The sequence below is a fragment of the Halomonas sp. CSM-2 genome (genome assembly GCF_002119345.1).
In the GTDB taxonomy this organism is placed as follows: domain Bacteria; phylum Pseudomonadota; class Gammaproteobacteria; order Pseudomonadales; family Halomonadaceae; genus Vreelandella; species Vreelandella janggokensis.
In genome coordinates this window covers 1-16,845 of the sequence record NZ_NBYR01000022.1, presented here as the reverse complement: position 1 = coordinate 16,845, position 16,845 = coordinate 1, and the positions used below count along the sequence as shown (strand labels likewise).

Annotated in this window: 16 protein-coding genes; 6 read left to right on the top strand and 10 right to left on the bottom strand. The window is 57.4% G+C overall.

Features of this window, described 5'->3' with window-relative positions; all coding sequences use genetic code 11:
- The first annotated feature begins 371 nt into the window (after positions 1-371).
- Positions 372-1,838: a sodium:proton antiporter NhaD gene (gene nhaD, locus B7L15_RS16720; RefSeq protein ID WP_085920061.1), complete on the top strand. Its 1,467-nt coding sequence runs from the start codon at positions 372-374 to the stop codon at positions 1,836-1,838.
- Between the two features lie 66 nt (positions 1,839-1,904).
- Here the strand turns inward: nhaD and B7L15_RS16715 are convergent, their stop codons facing one another.
- The 4 genes from B7L15_RS16715 to B7L15_RS16705 all read right to left on the bottom strand — a co-directional run bounded on the left by B7L15_RS16715 (position 1,905) and on the right by B7L15_RS16705 (position 4,668).
- Positions 1,905-2,504, bottom strand: coding sequence for a CBS domain-containing protein (locus B7L15_RS16715; RefSeq protein WP_085920060.1), 600 nt, complete (start codon positions 2,502-2,504; stop codon positions 1,905-1,907).
- A gap of 85 nt (positions 2,505-2,589) precedes the next feature.
- A complete protein-coding gene (locus B7L15_RS16710; RefSeq protein WP_369596872.1) occupies positions 2,590-3,537 on the bottom strand; it encodes an ATP-binding protein in 948 nt (315 codons plus the stop codon).
- 100 nt (positions 3,538-3,637) lie between these two features.
- Entirely contained in the window at positions 3,638-4,006 is a 369-nt protein-coding gene (locus B7L15_RS20035) for a hypothetical protein (protein ID WP_369596871.1), read from the bottom strand.
- The gene (locus B7L15_RS16705) at positions 4,003-4,668 is read right to left on the bottom strand and encodes a response regulator (RefSeq protein ID WP_085920059.1); all 666 of its coding nucleotides are present in this window, start codon (positions 4,666-4,668) and stop codon (positions 4,003-4,005) included. The genes B7L15_RS20035 and B7L15_RS16705 overlap by 4 nt, the downstream gene beginning before the upstream one ends.
- Before the next feature lie 90 nt (positions 4,669-4,758).
- Here B7L15_RS16705 and B7L15_RS16700 point away from each other — a divergent pair, with 90 nt between their 5' ends.
- Together B7L15_RS16700 and B7L15_RS16695 are read left to right on the top strand one after the other, a co-directional pair.
- The gene (locus B7L15_RS16700; protein WP_085920058.1) at positions 4,759-5,664 is read left to right on the top strand and encodes a GNAT family N-acetyltransferase; all 906 of its coding nucleotides are present in this window, start codon (positions 4,759-4,761) and stop codon (positions 5,662-5,664) included.
- Positions 5,665-5,823: 159 nt separating this feature from the next.
- Positions 5,824-6,270, top strand: a complete 447-nt coding sequence (locus B7L15_RS16695) for a c-type cytochrome (RefSeq protein WP_254902969.1) — start codon at positions 5,824-5,826, stop codon at positions 6,268-6,270.
- Positions 6,271-6,384: 114 nt separating this feature from the next.
- Here B7L15_RS16695 and rep read toward each other — a convergent pair whose 3' ends face one another.
- Positions 6,385-8,451 (bottom strand): DNA helicase Rep, encoded by a 2,067-nt coding sequence (gene rep, locus B7L15_RS16690; protein ID WP_085920057.1) that lies wholly within the window; start codon positions 8,449-8,451, stop codon positions 6,385-6,387.
- Between the two features lie 95 nt (positions 8,452-8,546).
- On the opposite strand from rep, the gene B7L15_RS16685 reads away from it, so the two are divergent.
- The gene (locus tag B7L15_RS16685; RefSeq protein ID WP_085920056.1) at positions 8,547-9,017 is read left to right on the top strand and encodes a tRNA (cytidine(34)-2'-O)-methyltransferase; all 471 of its coding nucleotides are present in this window, start codon (positions 8,547-8,549) and stop codon (positions 9,015-9,017) included.
- A 4-nt stretch (positions 9,018-9,021) separates the two neighbouring features.
- Here B7L15_RS16685 and pyrE read toward each other — a convergent pair whose 3' ends face one another.
- A complete protein-coding gene (gene pyrE, locus B7L15_RS16680; RefSeq protein ID WP_085920055.1) occupies positions 9,022-9,687 on the bottom strand; it encodes an orotate phosphoribosyltransferase in 666 nt (221 codons plus the stop codon).
- Positions 9,688-9,825: 138 nt separating this feature from the next.
- On the opposite strand from pyrE, the gene B7L15_RS16675 reads away from it, so the two are divergent.
- On the top strand, positions 9,826-10,593 hold the full coding sequence (locus B7L15_RS16675) for an exodeoxyribonuclease III (protein WP_085920054.1): 768 nt from the start codon (positions 9,826-9,828) through the stop codon (positions 10,591-10,593).
- A gap of 89 nt (positions 10,594-10,682) precedes the next feature.
- Here the strand turns inward: B7L15_RS16675 and rph are convergent, their stop codons facing one another.
- Entirely contained in the window at positions 10,683-11,405 is a 723-nt protein-coding gene (gene rph / locus B7L15_RS16670) for a ribonuclease PH (RefSeq protein ID WP_176243720.1), read from the bottom strand.
- A 159-nt stretch (positions 11,406-11,564) separates the two neighbouring features.
- On the opposite strand from rph, the gene B7L15_RS16665 reads away from it, so the two are divergent.
- Entirely contained in the window at positions 11,565-12,443 is an 879-nt protein-coding gene (locus B7L15_RS16665; RefSeq protein WP_085920052.1) for a YicC/YloC family endoribonuclease, read from the top strand.
- Between the two features lie 133 nt (positions 12,444-12,576).
- Here B7L15_RS16665 and B7L15_RS16660 read toward each other — a convergent pair whose 3' ends face one another.
- Genes B7L15_RS16660 through B7L15_RS16650 form a run of 3 tightly spaced genes read right to left on the bottom strand, consistent with a single transcriptional unit; the run spans position 12,577 to position 16,698 of the window.
- Entirely contained in the window at positions 12,577-13,365 is a 789-nt protein-coding gene (locus B7L15_RS16660; RefSeq protein WP_176243716.1) for a DUF3800 domain-containing protein, read from the bottom strand.
- A 4-nt stretch (positions 13,366-13,369) separates the two neighbouring features.
- Positions 13,370-14,062 (bottom strand): M48 family metallopeptidase, encoded by a 693-nt coding sequence (locus B7L15_RS16655; RefSeq protein WP_085920050.1) that lies wholly within the window; start codon positions 14,060-14,062, stop codon positions 13,370-13,372.
- A 2-nt stretch (positions 14,063-14,064) separates the two neighbouring features.
- Entirely contained in the window at positions 14,065-16,698 is a 2,634-nt protein-coding gene (locus tag B7L15_RS16650) for a type I restriction endonuclease subunit R (protein ID WP_085920049.1), read from the bottom strand.
- Between the last annotated feature and the right edge of the window lie 147 nt (positions 16,699-16,845).

Below are 16,845 nucleotides of genomic sequence, written 5' to 3'. Positions count from 1 at the left end.
AGCATGCAGCACTATGCCGACAGGAATGTGATTAGTGTTGGTCGATCATGGGGGAATGTAAAGTCCGGTGACTTAGCGTTAAAGCGGGTATTAAAAAGTATGAGATTTGCCAGTGCTTACATTAAATATATTTTTTAACAAAGCGTTAGAGAAAATTTGACTATGCCAGAAGAGTAAATGAGCCGTCAGGTTAACTAATAAAATGGTACCTGCACTGAAATGCTTTACCTATGTCAATGGCGTAAGCGAGTCAACTTTATTCTGCCTATCTCTCTTCGGTGACTGCAATGTTGCATTGCTCTACTCCGTTAGTCGGCTTATCATTATGGCGGTTTTTYTTTCCTTCGTTCGACCGCTGGGACTTCTTCGCCATGAAACCACCTGATTTCCGCATCGCTGGGCATTATTGCCGTCGCGTGATGTGGCTGCTGCTTGCGTTATGCTGTCTTGCTGTTCCTTCCTTGTCTTATGCCGCTGCCGGCTCCCTCGATCTAACCCGCTCTATCGCCGGTGTCTTATCTGTTGCCATATTCGTGCTCGCCTATGCGTTAGTCATGGCCGAAGAACTTTTGCACATGCGCAAATCAAAGCCGGTATTGGTGGCTGCTGGTCTGATCTGGGCATTGGTGGCCTGGGTCTACGTTCAGGCGGGGTTGCCCCAAGAGGCGGAAACGGCGTTTCGTGAAACGCTGTTGGAGTATACCGAGCTACTCTTGTTCTTGCTGGTGGCCATGACCTATATAAACGCCATGGAAGAGCGGCGGGTGTTTGACGCTCTGCGCGCATGGCTGGTGCGAAAGGGGTTTAGCTACCGCACCCTGTTCTGGATTACCGGCATTCTGGCATTTGGTATATCGGCGATCGCCAACAACATGACCACGGCGATGCTGATGTGTGCCGTGGTGCTGAAAGTGGCCGAGGGCGATGATCGTTTTATCAGCCTTTGCTGCATTAACGTAGTGGTCGCCGCTAATGCGGGTGGCGCCTTCAGCCCCTTCGGCGATATCACGACGCTGATGGTCTGGCAGGCCGGTCAGGTTGCCTTCGGTGATTTCTTCCAGTTGCTGGTGCCGTCAATCGTCAATTTCATGGTGCCAGCGGTAATCATGAGTTGCTTTATTCGCAACAGAAAACCCGCAGCCTTGTCTGAAAATGTGTGGCTGAAGCGAGGTGCACGGCGCATTGTCGTGCTGTTCCTGATCACCGTGGCGATTTCGGTTCTCTGCCACTCTGTGCTGCATTTGCCGCCTGCCATGGGCATGATGTTTGGTCTTGGTCTGCTGCAGTTCTTTGGTTACTACCTGCGCCGCAGTTTGCCGCGCTCACTGGAGCGCAAGCGTGAGCGCTATTCCCGCCGCGGCGATTGGAAAAAACTCGAGCAACTGGGCAGCGTTGTTCCCTTTGACATCTTCAGTCGGATAGCCCGCTCCGAGTGGGACACGCTGCTTTTCTTCTACGGCGTGGTGATGTGTGTGGGTGGTCTGGGCTTTATCGGTTATCTCGGCCTGCTGTCGGAGACCCTTTACGGTAGTTGGAATCCGGTGTGGGCCAACGTGGTGCTTGGCCTGATTTCAGCGGTGGTGGATAACATCCCAGTGATGTTCGCGGTGCTTTCGATGGAACCGGACATGTCGCTGGGCAACTGGCTACTGATCACGCTGACGGCAGGTGTTGGTGGCAGTCTGCTATCCATGGGCTCTGCGGCAGGGGTTGCCCTGATGGGCCAGGCCAGGGGAATTTATACCTTTGCCCGTCATCTGCGCTGGGCGCCAGCCATCATGCTGGGCTATATCGCCAGCATTCTTACCCACCTTTGGTTAAATGCCGGGCTGTTTTAGGCCCATTTCAATACAACCGCCCGCACGTTGACGCGCGCGGGCGGTAGATTTGAAGCCATGAGTCGCTTAAATGTCGTGGCCCGTTATGACATGGCAGATATCCGCAAAGCTTTGTGCCCTCGGGATGGCATTGATCGTCTTGCCGATCGCCGCTTGAATGTCGCCGGCTGAAATGATGCCGCGAATACTGGGATCGTGACGATCATCATTTTCTATAATCAGCAAGTGCTGATCCGTAAAGCTTTCCATCGATATCACCAAATCCTCGATGCTCAGCGACGAAAGTTGGCTAAGCGGCATAGCGCTTAATTTGTGCCAGGGGGTCATGATCATTTCGGCCGTGATGTCCTCTTGACTTAGCTGGCGTTGCTGCATGGCGATATTGATTCGCCGCTTGCCAATGATTTCTTTGGCCGTGATCACCCCGATACAATGCTCATGGCTATCCATGACAAACAGCAACCGCACCCCCGCGTCGCGCATTTTTTGGTGGGCCTGATCAACCGGGGTATCGCCATCAACCCATTGAGGACGTACCTGGCTAAAATCGGTCAGAACGCTTATAGCTGGGCTTTGTGGCGATAACGACGGCTTTTTAGGGACAACCAGCGTTGGCGTTGACCCCAGTTGAATTAAAGGCTTGGGTGAAAAAAATATCTGGTTCATTAGAGTACCTGCGTTTAGTGACGTAATGGCAAACAACAGATGTCCTGCCGTTACGTCACATTTGCACGATATTCTTATGGCAACCTTAAGAAACGCTGGGGTCGATTGAGGTCATTCTGTGTCGGGAAGGATAACGCTGCAGCGTAATGCAAACGCGCAGTCCACCCTGAGGCGCCTGTGTCATGGTGAAATCACCATTGTGACGTTTGACGACACGGTCAACAATGGATAGCCCCAAGCCTGCCCCGGCGCCTGGTCCGGCACGCTGGAAACGTTCTATCACCTTTGAGTATGCCTGATCCGGGATACCTGGCCCCTGGTCATCCACGCAGAGTGAGACGTGATGAGCGGTGGCGGTTAAGGCGATGTCGATAACGCCTTTAGTCGGTGTGTGCTGGAAAGCGTTACCCACAATATTTTGCAACACGGTTTCAACGGCACCGGGCTCCGCTTCCATCTGCCAGTCCAGCGTTTCATCGGCATGCAGGGTCACCTGCTGTTGGCGTTCGGCGGCTAGCGGCGAGAGTTCGGCGAGGGTTTCACGTGCTTCGATGAGCAAGTTGGCTGGACGGTAGTGACGTTGTATTTCGGTTTCCGGTGCTAGACGGGCCAGGGCAAGCAACTGGCTGACCACTCGCGTGGCGCGGGTAACACCGTCGCGTAGGTGATCAAGCGCCTCTTCACGGTCTTCATGGCTATGGGCGCTCAGCGCATTTTGCGCGTGGAGGTCCAGCACGGCGAGTGGCGTGCGTAATTCGTGGGCAGCATCAGCGATAAAACGCTCTTCGCGGGTGCGTATCTGACGGATACGCGCCAATAATTGATTTAACGCGCTGGCGATCGGGGCTAACTCTTGAGGCAGCGACGTCAGCGACAGAGGTTGAAGGTTGTGGGGGCCGCGTGTCCTTGTCTGCTCGGCCATTCGCGACAATGGCGCTAACCCCCAGCCAATACACCACCACAACAGCAAGGCGACCAGGGGCAAGCCTATCAGCTCAGGTAATAAGGTGCGCAGGGCGACCGAACGACTCAATTCACCGCGGCTGTTTTCGCGTTCGGCGACGACAATTCGTTGATTGGTATCTGACTGATTCAGGGCATAAATCCGCCATGCCTGTTGGTCAATAGTGAGGTCATAGTAGCCCGTGTCCTGTCGGTGGGGGGGGTATAGCGGGCGCTGTTGAGGAGCGCAGCAATAGCTGATCGTTTTCCCACAGCTGGAAGGTAAGCTGACTTGAGTAGCGATGTCCGTAGGGTGAATCGGCCGATTCGGCGCGCTGTAACGCGTTTTCAATATTGCTCAGCATCGCTTTGCGATCCTCACTCAGTCCAGACGCTTGCGCCATGCCTTCGAGAAGCCGGGCATGCTGTGCAAGTCGAGCATCTGAAAGCTCGCTTATCTGATGCGCGGCATAGCGGTAGCTGATCACCCCAATCACCAGCGTGCTGACGCCAAAGACCAGAAGTACCAAGGTGAGGGTGCGGTATTGAATCGATCTCATCCGGGGTTATCCATCACGTAACCAATGCCCCGCACGGTACGTATGACATGGGGAAAAAACTTGCGCCTCAAATGATGAATATGGACTTCAATGGCATTACTTTCGACATCTTCATCCCATCCGTACACCAACTGGGTTAAGGTATCGCGTGTGAACACACGTCCAGGGTGACTCATGAATTCCTGCAACAGTGTCAGTTCGCGGCGTGAAAGTGACACTTCTTGTCCTTGATAACTTACCTTGAGAGTGACCGGATCAAAGCGTATCCCCTGACACTCCAGCAGCGAGCGGGCTTGCCCATGGCTACGCCTTAACAAAGCGCGTAGCCGGGCGGTAAGCTCGGTGACATCAAACGGTTTGACCAAGTAATCATCGGCGCCGGCATCCAAGCCGGCAATTCGCTCATCGACCGCATCACGGGCGGTCAGCACCAGGATCGGTACCTGATGACCTTCGCTTCTGACGGCTTTGAGCACGTCGACGCCATCCAGGCGGGGTAACCCCAGGTCAAGTATCACGGCATCGAAGGGCATCCCTTCCAGCAGCGTTGACCGGGCACTCACTCCATCGCTGAGATGGTCAACCGTGTACCCTTCAGGCTTAAGCGCCAGGCGTATACCAGACGCTAAACTTGAGTCGTCCTCTACCAGTAGGATGCGCATGATGAGAGATGATGTCCTTGGGTGAGTTTACCTATTCAGATGAATACGATAGTCAGATAAACACAATGGATGACAACGATAGTAGCGTCTATGGCACATACCTCAAAGATTATCCTATGCTCGCCTGAACACCGCCACGAGGCACTCCTGCATCTGGCCAAGTCGCAGTCGTCGAAAGGACAGAAAGCATTGACCGAGGCGCTAAAGTCGATGACGAAGGCGCCGGAAACGGCTTGGCAGAGCTTATGGATAAGCCTGGAGAGAGGGCGTATCAACGGTGTTGTTTGGGTACAGCGGCTGCCACAGAATATGGCGCAGCTATGGCTACCCAATGTGCAAGGTGATCACATAAGCGCGTTGATCGAGACGGCACGACATTGGGTCATTCAGCAACGCTTAACGCTTTGTCACATTGAGCTAGACCCAGAGGCGACCCAACAGCGAGCGCAATTGATCGCCCATGGCATGCAGCCGCTCGTATCGCTGCGCTGTTTAAAAGCAGGCGTGGACCAGCGCTTTCCTGCTGCAAAGCCCTTCACCCAACTGCATTGGGCACCATGGGACCTTCTGACAACGGCTCAGGAGCATGCGTTGATGACCGCGGTTGGGCATGACTCGCTGGACTGTCGTGGATTACGCGACATCTTATCGGTCAACGACTTACTGGCTGGTTTCTACGGGCAAGCCCCCCACGCCCCCGCTCACTGGCATGCGCTGTATGTGGATGAATCGCCGTCGCCCATCGGCGCCTTGCTGTTGGCACCGCGGAGCGAGATTAACCGTTGGGAGCTGATGCTGATGGGACTGGTGCCTGAGTGGCGGCGTCTGGGACTGGGCGGCCATATTCTCAACCATGCCTTGGCCCTCGCCCAGCAGGCGAATGCATTGGAGCTATTGCTATCGGTGGATCATGAAAACTTGCCGGCGTTTAACCTCTACAGGCGCGCTGGCTTCAGCGAATATGCTCAACAGTATGTCATGGCCTGGCGCGGCTAGCCGTCAAGACGTCGTTGCCGCGTTGACCCGGCAGGCGTGGTGGGTTTTGTGGCACTTTGAATTACCACTATACTGCTAATATTCATTAAGTAGGCGTATTGGTAGCCTTTAATCTTCAGCCGCCCAGACGCCGACAATAATAAATAAGAGGTGGTGCGAGTGAACGTTAAGCAGATAGCAAAAGGTCTTGTTGCACTTGGGGTTGCCATGCTGAGCGGGTCGGGAGCAATCGCTGATGATGCCTCCCGGGAGGCGATTGCGGAGCGGCTGGCGCCGGTAGGTAGCGTTTGTTTACAGGGCCAGGACTGTGGCACCCAAGCGGCGCAAGCAGAAGCCGAAACCAATGCTGAAAGCGGTGGTGGTGGATTGGATGGCGCCTCGCTGTATAGCAGTATCGGTTGTGCGGCGTGCCACGATAGCGGCGCGGCGGGAGCGCCAGGGCTAGGGGACGCCGAGGCGTGGGCATCTCGTCTTGAGCAAGGTATCGAGGCTCTCTATCAAAGCGTGTATGAGGGGAAAGGCGCCATGCCAGCGCGCGGTGGCAGTAGCGCGTCCGACGAAGAAATTCAGGCGGTTGTCGACTATATGGTCGCCGAGGCCGAATAAACAGAGTGTTGCTCTTTGTGCTTATTTAAATTGTCCACAAGCGGTTGTGGCTGACGGCCTGTGGATAATTTATAAGCGCCGAATCTCGCTTGCACTTCTGATTTAAAGCACACCTCAGCCAAGTAAAGAACGCAGCCCCGCAATGGCATCCTGCCCCCGGGCCTGCTTTTTCTCCGGGTCTTCCTTATCCGCGCGGCCTTCCCATTCCAGGTCTTCAGCAGGCAATTCGTCCAGGAAGCGGCTAGGTTGGCAGTCCATCAACTCGCCGTAAGCTTTGCGCTGGCGGGCAAGCGTCAACGTCAGCGTGCGTCGTGCGCGGGTAATGCCTACGTAGGCCAGGCGACGCTCTTCTTCCACCGTGCCCGTTTCAATGGCATTGCGGTGGGGCAATAGATCCTCTTCCAGGCCCATCAAATAAACGTGGGGAAACTCCAGCCCTTTGGAGGCGTGCATGGTGAGCAGTTGCACCCGGTCGGAGTCGTCTTCTTCCGCCTGTTGCTCGAGGATATCGCGCAGCACCAGGCGTGATATCGCCGCTTCCACGCTATCGGTTTCGGTGGCTTCAGATGCATCATCTTCCGGATCGCGGTTGAGCGACTTTTCCAACTGGTCGATCAAAATCCACACGTTGGCCATGCGTCGTTCGGCGACGGTCGGTGCGCTGGCGTTCTGGTACAGCCAGGCCTCGTAATCCATGTCCCTCAGCATGTCGCGAATAGCGGCAATCGCATCGCCCTGGTCCATGCGTTTGCGTACACCGTCGATAAAGTGGGTGAAACGCGATAGCCGCTCCACGGCTCGGGTCGGCAGCACCTGCTCCAGGCCCAGCTCATGACAAGCGGCAAACAGCGAAATCGAGCGCTCGGTGGCGTAGTTGGCAAGTTTCTCGACGGTTCCGGGACCTACTTCCCGGCGCGGAACGTTCACGATACGTAAAAAAGCGTTGTCGTCGGCGGGATTAATCAGCAGCCGCAGATAGGCCATGGTGTCCTTGATCTCGTTGCGCGAGAAAAACGACGTGCCGCCGGACAGCTTGTAGGGGATTTGGTAATGCTGCAGCTTTAACTCCAGCAGCCGTGCCTGGAAGTTACCCCGGTAAAGCACGGCAAAGTCCCGCCATTCGGCTTTTTCCTTGATCCGCCGGGTAAACATTTCGCTGGCGACTCGCTCCGCTTCGGCTTCCTCGTGGCGATTGACGATGACTCGAATGGAGGCGCCGTCGCCCATATCCGACCACAGGGTTTTTTCGTAGACGTGGGGGTTATAGGCAATCAGCGTGTTGGCGGCGCGCAGGATCGTGCCGGTCGAGCGGTAGTTCTGCTCCAGCTTGATCACCTTCAGGCGCGGGAAGTCTTCGCCCAGGGTAATCAGGTTTTCCGGCCGGGCGCCACGCCAGGCATAAATCGACTGGTCATCGTCGCCCACCACGGTAAAGGTTGCCCGTTCAGCCATCAGCAGCTTAACCAGCAGGTACTGGGAAACATTGGTGTCCTGATATTCATCCACCAGCATGTAGTGGATCTTGCGCCGCCAGCGGGCCAGCGCTTCCGGGTCGCGTTGCAGCAGGACCACCGGCAGCAGAATCAGGTCGTCAAAATCCACGGCGTTATAGGCTTTCAGATGGCGAACATAGGCTTCGTAGACCCGTGCGGCAAAATGCTCGTCGTCGTCCGCCGCAAACGACAGCGCGTCGCTGGGCAGCATCAGGTCGTTTTTCCACTGGGAGATTTTGCCCTGCACCGTGTTGATTTGCTCGGCATCAACCTGGGCGTCTTTATTCATCAGGTCGCGCAGCAGCGCTTTGGCATCCTCCGGATCGAAGAGCGAAAAGCCGGGTTTGTACCCCAGGGTTTTCAGCTCACCGCGGATGATGTTCAGCCCCAGGGTGTGGAAGGTGGAAACCGTCAGTCCGTGGCCTTCCTTGCCGTGCAGCATTTGCCCTACGCGCTCTTTCATCTCCCGGGCGGCCTTGTTGGTAAAGGTCACCGCGGCGATCTTGCGTGCGCTCATACCGCATTCCTGCACCAGGTAAGCGATTTTGGTGGTAATCACACTGGTTTTACCGGAGCCTGCCCCTGCGAGTACCAAACAGGGGCCATCAATATAGCGCACGGCTTCCTGCTGGCGCGGATTGAGCCCGTTAATGCGGCTAAGGATGCTCTTTGGCGGCTGGGGCGTCATGGCGACGGGTAACCTCTAAAGTGTTGCAGGGCGGTTTCGATTATAATCAGCGGCGCTGGGTAAACGCATAATGGGCTAACAATAGGCAGGTGTTAATGTTTGAAGTTGCTTTATTTGAACCGCGGATGGCACCCAATACGGGCAATATCATGCGCCTGGTGGCCAACAACGGTTGTCGATTACATCTGATCGAGCCGCTGGGCTTCGACCTGGAAGAGAAAAAGCTGCGCCGCGCCGGGCTGGACTACCGTGATCTTGCCAATGTGACGCGCCATGCCGATTTTAGCGCCTTTCAAAGCGCCATGCAGGGACGCACCATCTGGGCAATCACCACGAAAGGCACCCGTGCCCACAGCGCGGCGCCCTATGCGCCAGGTGATGTGCTGCTGTTTGGTTCGGAAACCGCCGGGCTCTCGCCCGAGGTTCACGCTGCCTTGCCTGCCGAGCAAACGTTGCGTATCCCCATGCAGCCCAATAACCGTAGCCTCAATCTCTCCAACGCGGTCGCTATCGTGAGCTATGAGGCGTGGCGCCAGCAAGACTATGCGGGCGCCCACGCACTTTAGCCGTTTAGTCGGCAATTCCGTAGCGGTCACGATAAGCCCGAACGGCTTCGGCGTAGGCCAGCATCTCGCCACCGGCATGCTCTTCAAGATAGGTAAGCACCTGCTCAAGCGTCACGATACTAACCACCGGGATGCCGTACTGAGACTGCACTTCCTGAATCGCGCTCTGTTCACCCTGGCCACGCTCCTGACGGTCCAAGGCAATGATCACGCCCCGAGCACGAGCACCATTCTGCTCGATTAGACTCATGACCTCGCGTATAGCGGTGCCTGCGGTAATCACGTCGTCGATAATCAGAATATCACCGGCAAGGGGTGCGCCGACAATGTCGCCGCCTTCTCCGTGGCTTTTGGCCTCTTTACGGTTAAAGGCGTAGGGGATGTCATGATCGTGGTGGTCAGCCAGGGCTGCGGCAGTCACCGCTGCCAGGGGAATGCCCTTGTACGCCGGGCCAAACAGCACATCGGCCTCAAGGCCGCTATCGACGATCGCCTGGGCATAGAAGCGGCCCAGCTTGGCGAGCGCGCGGCCGGTCTGGAACAGGCCTGCATTGAAGAAGTAAGGACTTACACGCCCGGATTTAAGCGTGAATTCGCCAAACTTGAGCACCCCCTGCTCAATGGCAAAAGCAATGAAATCGCGCTGGTAGGGTTGTAGAGTGGTGGCCACGGCGGTCTTCCCTTGTCGATCAAAAGTTGGGGCAAAGGCAACAATAAAAAGCAGGTAAATAGCAAGATTTGGTTTGTCTATTTACCCAAACGTCTAAACGTCGGGTATCATACAGCAGCGACGCAAAAGGGACGATTTATGAAAATTGCCAGCATTAATGTCAATGGTATACGTGATGCCGTCGACCGTGGCTTCCTGGACTGGCTGGCTCAGCAGGATGCCGACGTGGTCTGCGTGCAGAACATCAAGGCAAAAAGTTTTGAATTGGGTGACCATATTCTGTACCCGGAAGGCTATGAAGGCTACTTCCTGGATGCTGAAGAGGATGGTTTCTCCGGGGTAGCACTGTATTGCCGTCAAATCCCCAAGGCGATCATGTACGGCCTTGGCTTCCCCCAGTGTGACCACGAAGGGCGTTTTCTGCAGGCGGACTATGACCGTTTCAGCATTGCGACCTTCCTGATGCCCGACGGGAGCGACCAAAAAGCCAAACAGGCGTTCATGGACCAATACCAGGAGTATCTGACCAAGATGTCGCGCAAACGCCGCGAATACATCATCTGCGGTACCTGGAACATTGCCCACAAGACCGTCGATCTGGCCAACTGGTCCGACAATCAGCTCACGTCGGGTTTCCGCCCGGAAGAGCGCGCCTGGATGGATCAGGTGCTTGGCCCAACCGGGTTTATCGACACCTTCCGGGAAATCAACCGCGACGCGGGCGAATACACCTGGTGGCCGAAGCTTCACCAGGAAGTTCCCCGTGAGCGCCAGGAAGGCTGGCGAATCGACTACCAGCTGGTCGGTCCCAACTTCCGCCGCCACGTGGTCGATGCGTGGATCGATTACGATGCGACCTTCTCCGAGTTCGCCCCGCTGATCGTCGAGTACGACCTGGCGCTCTAGGCGCGTACTTCCCGCGTCGCCGTCCGTCCGCAGCTGACACGTCATAGGCCGACCCTTGGGTCGGCATGTGGCGTTGTGGCTAACGCTTATCAGCCTCGAATACCCAGCGCTTCGCGCTGCTTTTCACGTAGCTCGTCGCCGGCTTTCTCGGCGATATCGAGCATGGCATTCAGCTCGGCACGATTGAAGGCGCCTGCTTCGGCGGTGCCCTGCACTTCAATCAACTCGTTGCTTTCGGTCATCACCACGTTCAGATCGGTGTCGGCCTTGCTGTCTTCCGCGTAGTCCAGGTCCAGCACCGGCACGCCTTTGTAGATACCCACCGAAATCGCGCTGACCAACTGCTTGAAGGGGTCACCTTTGATCTTTTTATCGCGCTGCAGGTAGCGGATCGCATCCACAAGCGCGACGCAGCCACCGGTAATCGCTGCGGTGCGGGTCCCGCCGTCGGCCTGGATGACATCGCAATCCAGCGTAATGGTGAACTCGCCCAGTTTCTTCAAATTCACTGCGGCGCGCAGGCTGCGGCCAATCAAACGTTGAATCTCCAGCGTACGGCCGCCCTGCTTGCCGCGGGTGGCCTCGCGGCCACTGCGCGAGTGGGTCGCGCGGGGCAGCATGCCGTACTCGGCCGTTACCCAACCCTGATTCTTGCCGCGCAGCCAGCGCGGTACGCCTGCTTCCACGCTCGCATTACACAATACCTTGGTATCGCCAAACTCCACCAGTACGGAGCCTTCCGCATGGCGGGTGTAATCGCGGGTTATGCGAATATCACGCAGCTGGTCGGCCTCGCGACCGCTGGGACGCACAACATCAGGACGCTTAGCACTGCTCACAAATAGTACCTCTCAATCAACGTGTCACTAGGAAAAGCCCCCCATTGTACACGTCTGGGCGTGCGCTGATTGGCCTATCGGGTAGACTGTTGGCAATGCATCATTAATCGTTTTTGACCAACAGGATGAACCATGGCCGCTTCCAGTCGCGTACACAGCATGACCGCCTTCGCCCGCGCCGAGCAGGTTGCGCCTTTTGGCACCTTGCAGGTGGAAATCCGCTCGGTGAACCAGCGTTATTTAGAGCCCCATTTCCGCCTGCCCGATGCCCTGCGCGACCTGGAGCCGACGCTTCGTGAAACACTGCGTACCCGCCTGGCACGAGGAAAAGTCGAGTGTAGCCTGCGCTTTGAGGCCACCGAGGCCCATCAGGCGCCCGCCGTGAATGCTAGGCGGCTAAAAGAGATTGCCGACGCACTGGCGGCTATTCAACAGCAGGTGCCCAGTGCCGTGCCGCCGACCACCCTTGCGCTACTCAACCAGCCCGGCGTCATGGAAACCCAGCACCTGGATCAGGAGGCCATTACCTCGGCTGCCAAGGCGCTGTTCGACCAGGCGCTGGATGAGCTCATTGACGCCCGCGCCCGGGAGGGAGAGAAACTCGCCGTCATGATCACCACCCGGCTTGCCGCCGTAAGCGAGCAGGTCGCCACCGTGCGCAGCCTCCTGCCGCAGATTCTTGAGCGCCAGCGCCGCCTCCTGCTGGAGCGTTTAGAGGTCGCCAAGACCGACCTCGATCCCCAACGCCTTGAAGCTGAGCTGGTGCTGGTGGCGCAAAAGGCCGATGTGGACGAAGAACTGGACCGCCTGACGGCGCATGTCGACGAAGTCAGTCGTCAACTGAAACAAAAAGGCCCAAAAGGCCGTCGTCTGGATTTCCTGATGCAGGAACTCAACCGCGAAGCCAACACGCTCTCGTCTAAATCCGTCGTCGCCGAGACGACCCGCTGCGCGGTCGAGTTAAAGGTGCTGATCGAGCAGATGCGGGAACAGATTCAGAATATTGAGTAGTGACGGTAAAAATTGACTTTAGTGTATAGAGTATCCAAAATAACAAACAAATGGACTGGGAGTGCCCGGTCGGCGTCTAAACCTCGGTGAGTTTCATCGAGGTTTTTCGCTATCTAGAGAATGAAAAAAGTGATCAAGGCAAATGCTTCAACCCCCACTGATCGTAGCCATCCCCTACTGCCAATCGCCCTCCCTCGCAGTAGAACTTGCGCTTGAGCACGTCGAATGCCTGATTGGGCTGCGCTGCATCAAGTACGTGGCGTCCGATAGGCCGTGCGACCAGGTCAGCCAACTGTAGACCCGCCGAATTACTAGCTTTCGCAGCCATACGAATGCTAAACGGCAGGTCACGTTGGTATTTGTTGTCACCGTCGCAGATACGGCGAAACTCTAGCTCCAGTTCGTCGTCCTCTTTCGCCCCACGCTTCTCTACGATAACATGCGTTACGAGCTCCTCCTGCCCTTTCTCCTTGACGAGATCGAATAGCGTTTCCAGGCAGTGCTTCAGTGCCAGGTGATACGGATTATCCATTTCCTCGCGACTACTTAGCCGATGTTTTTCAATGACGCATGAGGCGAGGATAAAGTTGCTATCATCAATTAACTTGCTCAGACGTCCCATGAAAGCCTGCTTGTCGGCCCTATTTTTGAACAACCTGAAATCGCCTTTCTCCTTGCGAATTTCGTGTTCATGCAGGATGACCAAGTCATGGCCGAAATAGTCGAATTTCAGCTGTTGCAACGCAGGAACAACCTTGGTCAGATAATGGCCTTTATAAAAGATGCAAAAGGCCAGCACGAAGACTGGATAATTGGGATCGATATTGGCCATGCCGTGATCGCCGCTTTCATCGACATACACCACGAAATCACTGAAGCCACGCTCCCTTCCAATATCCAGACTCTTATTTTCATCGGTCATGATGTCAGATCCCCTCGACTTCCATGCCATGCTCGGCCAGCCACTGCTTGCGGTTTTCGTAATCCGGCATGGCGCGCTCTAGGCGCAACCAGAAGGCCTCGGAGTGATTGGGCTCATGCAGATGCACCAGCTCATGCACTACCACGTATTCGGCGATGCGGGCGGGTAGCAGCATGGTTTTCCAGTGAAAATAGAGCATGTCGCCCTTGCCGCAGGAGCCCCAGCGGTAGCCCAGATCCTGCACTTTGATACCGGCAGGCTCGACCTCCAGCCGCGCGGCAAACATCCGCACACGCTGCCACAGCCACTGTTTGCCGCGCTCGCTGTACCAACGGATGAAGTGATGCCGGGCATCCGGCCGCGCATCCCGGCGCAGGTGAAAACGACCATGGTGCCACTGAAGCGGGGCCTCCTGCTCATCGACCAGATTCAACCGGTGATGACGGCCGAGATACAGAAATCCTTCGCCCTGTACGTAGCGCTTGTGTCGGATCTGCTTCTGCATCAGCGCTTTTTCGGCCAGCTTCTGATAGACCCACGCCTGCTTGCGACGCACGAAGGCTTCCAGCGTCGGCATCTCGACGCCCGGTGGTGTGCTCAACACCAGCGACCGATCGCGCTCGACGGTCAAGCGTAGCGTCTTGCGTCGCGCGCTTTCGCGCACGGTAATGGTCAGGTCATCCACCTCGAGCGTCATGGTTACTCCAGCTTGTAGCTGTTGGCCCTGGCCAGGTCGCGTAGCTTGTCGACCAGCGGCTCGATCTGATCGAACGCCAGCAGCTCGCTCTCCAAAATACGTTCGAACAGCGCCTGCTCCAGCGCCTCCTGCATCGGTCGACGGTGCGGCTCCCAGAAGCTCGACGTTTTCACTTCATGGCTAATGTGCGCCACCAGATGCTCGGTGAGCTGGATCAAGTCCGACTGGGTGGCGAGATCGGGCTCGGCACCCCCGCATTTGGCCTCGCGCAACATGCGGTAAAAGGGCAGGTAGCTCTCGGGCACATCGGGCAGGCCCTCTTCAAAGCGTGTGCTACCGCTATTGACCTCATCGATGATCGACTGCAACGCAGCAATCATGGCATCCCACTGGCCGGCCAAGCCCTCCAGAATATCCTTGAGCCGCTCGCTCAACTTGGAATAGTAGACCGGGTCTTCGTCCAGCTTTCCGGTGACGTGGCTGCGAATGGCATGCTCCATTTCCGACGCCACGGCTTTCTTCGCTTTGTCGCCATCCTCGGCGCGGTCGACGCCGTAGTGAGCGGCCTGCTCGCGTACCTGATTGAGTTGCTGCCCGAACTGCGCATCGGTCAGGGATACCGGCGCGATTTTCGGGTCAACGCCCAGCGAGATCACATGCTCGTCGATCAGCCGACGCACCTTGGCGCCGACATCCTTGCCCAGCACCGTGCTATCCCGATACCGCCGACGCGCCTGGGCGTAGATCATCGCCAGCGCCTTGGCATCCTGGGTGAACGGCAGCGCCTCCGGGCGCGGCAGCACGGTGTCGAGGCTCTGCATGAAAGCCTTGACCTTGACGCCGAACTCCTGGCGCATCCGCTCGCTGTCCAGCGCCTGGACGCAATTTTCGATATCGTTCAGATCCTCGATACCGCGCGCACGCAGCACATCCACCGCCCGTAGGTGGCGGTCGCGCAGCGCCGGGATCTCATCCTTCAGACTGCGCAGCGCACCATCGACATCCTCATCGCTGTAGGCCGCCAGCGCTGCCTTGAGGTGATTAGCAACGCCGAAATAATCCACCACGATGCCCACCGATTTACCGAAGCCGGTACGGTTGACGCGGGCGATGGTCTGCAACAGCTCGGCTTCGCGAATCGAGCGGTCGAGATACATCACGCCCTCGATGGGCGCATCGAAGCCGGTCAGCAGCATCGATTTGACGATCAGAAACGCCAGCGGATCAGTATTGGCCGTCTGCCCTTCCTTAGGTAGCAAGGGTTTCTTGAAGCGCGCGATGGCCTCGTCCTGACGGGCGCGGTCGGTGTGCTCTTGCCATTCGCTGCCGTCGTTATTGCTACCGGAGACGATCGTCGCGAACTCCAGCCGCGCCAGCAGCTCGCGGTAGCGCCCCGCCTGCACCAGCGCCTGCAGTTTGGGCGACTTGCGTGCCAGCGCCTCGTCGTTCAGCGCTTTCATCTCCGGGCTGAGCCCGTCGGCGGCCTGCAACAGCTCGTCCCGCGCCTCTTCGAATGCCGTTTTGTAGCGCACCGCCGCCAGGCGGCTGTAGCCCACCACCTGCGCCTTGAAGCCGTTGGGCAGAATGTGGGTGACGTAGTGGCGCAGCATGTCACGCGCCTTCTCTTCGATGAGCTGCTGTGCCTCCAGCACGTTGCCTTTGGTGGCGTACTTCTGCTTGATTGCTTCCAGCTCGTCGTCGCTGCGCTCGGCAAAGAAATCCTCGAACAGCTCGTCGAGGCTGCTGCCATCCTTCACCGCGCCCTGGGCCGTGCGCCCTTCGTAAAGCACCGGCACGGTGGCGCCATCCGCCTCGGATTCACGGATGGTGTACTTGTCGATGAACTCGCCGAAGATCTCGTGGGTGCGTTTCTTCTCGCCCATGATGATCGGCGTGCCGGTAAAGCCGATGCGCGCGCAGTTGGGCAAGCCTGCCTGCAGGTTGGCGTGCAGGTCGCCCGCCTGGGTGCGGTGGGCTTCATCCACCATCACCAGAATGTCCTGGCTGGTGTTGAGCTGCTCGAAGTCGCTGGCATTGGCCTTGCCCTCGGCGTCGCGGTATTTCTGGATCATCGCGAACACCAGCCCCGGCCCTTCCTGACGCAGAATCTTCTTCAGCGTGGCGGCGTTGTTGGCCACATGGACCAGATCGCCGCTCAGCGCGGCGGTGGCGGCGAGCTGCTTTTGCAGGTCGGTACGGTCGGTGACGATGACGATCTTGAAGCGGCGCAGCGCCGGGTCGGTGCGCATGCGGCGCACCAGAAACATCATCGTCAGCGACTTGCCCGAGCCCTGGGTGTGCCAGATGATGCCGCCGCGCCGGTCGTGCTCGCCGTCCTCGGTTCGCGTTTTGCCGTGCTTGAGTCGGTCGACCGCCTTTACCACGCCGCGATACTGCTGATAGCGGCACACCCGCTTGAGGGTCTGCCCGCCACTGCTCATGAACAGCGTGAAGTGGCGCACGATATCCAGCAGGTTTCGAGGGGCCAGCATCCCCGCCACGGTGCGCTGCTGGGGCGAGAGCACCGTCACACCGAGCGCCTCGGCCACCTCTGCTTCGCGCTGGTGCGGGTTATCGGCGCTGGCCACCGTTTTCCACGGCAAATAGTGGCTGGCGCCTGCGCCAATGGTACCCACCCGGCGTAAGCGTTCATTCCAGGACGTCCTGCCACCCCGCTGAAAATCGCCCTACAGTAACCTCATATTTTCCAACACGAGGTTACCCCCATGAAAAAGCACCGTACGCCGGAACAGTGGCAGGCCCTGGTTGATCAGCAGCACGCC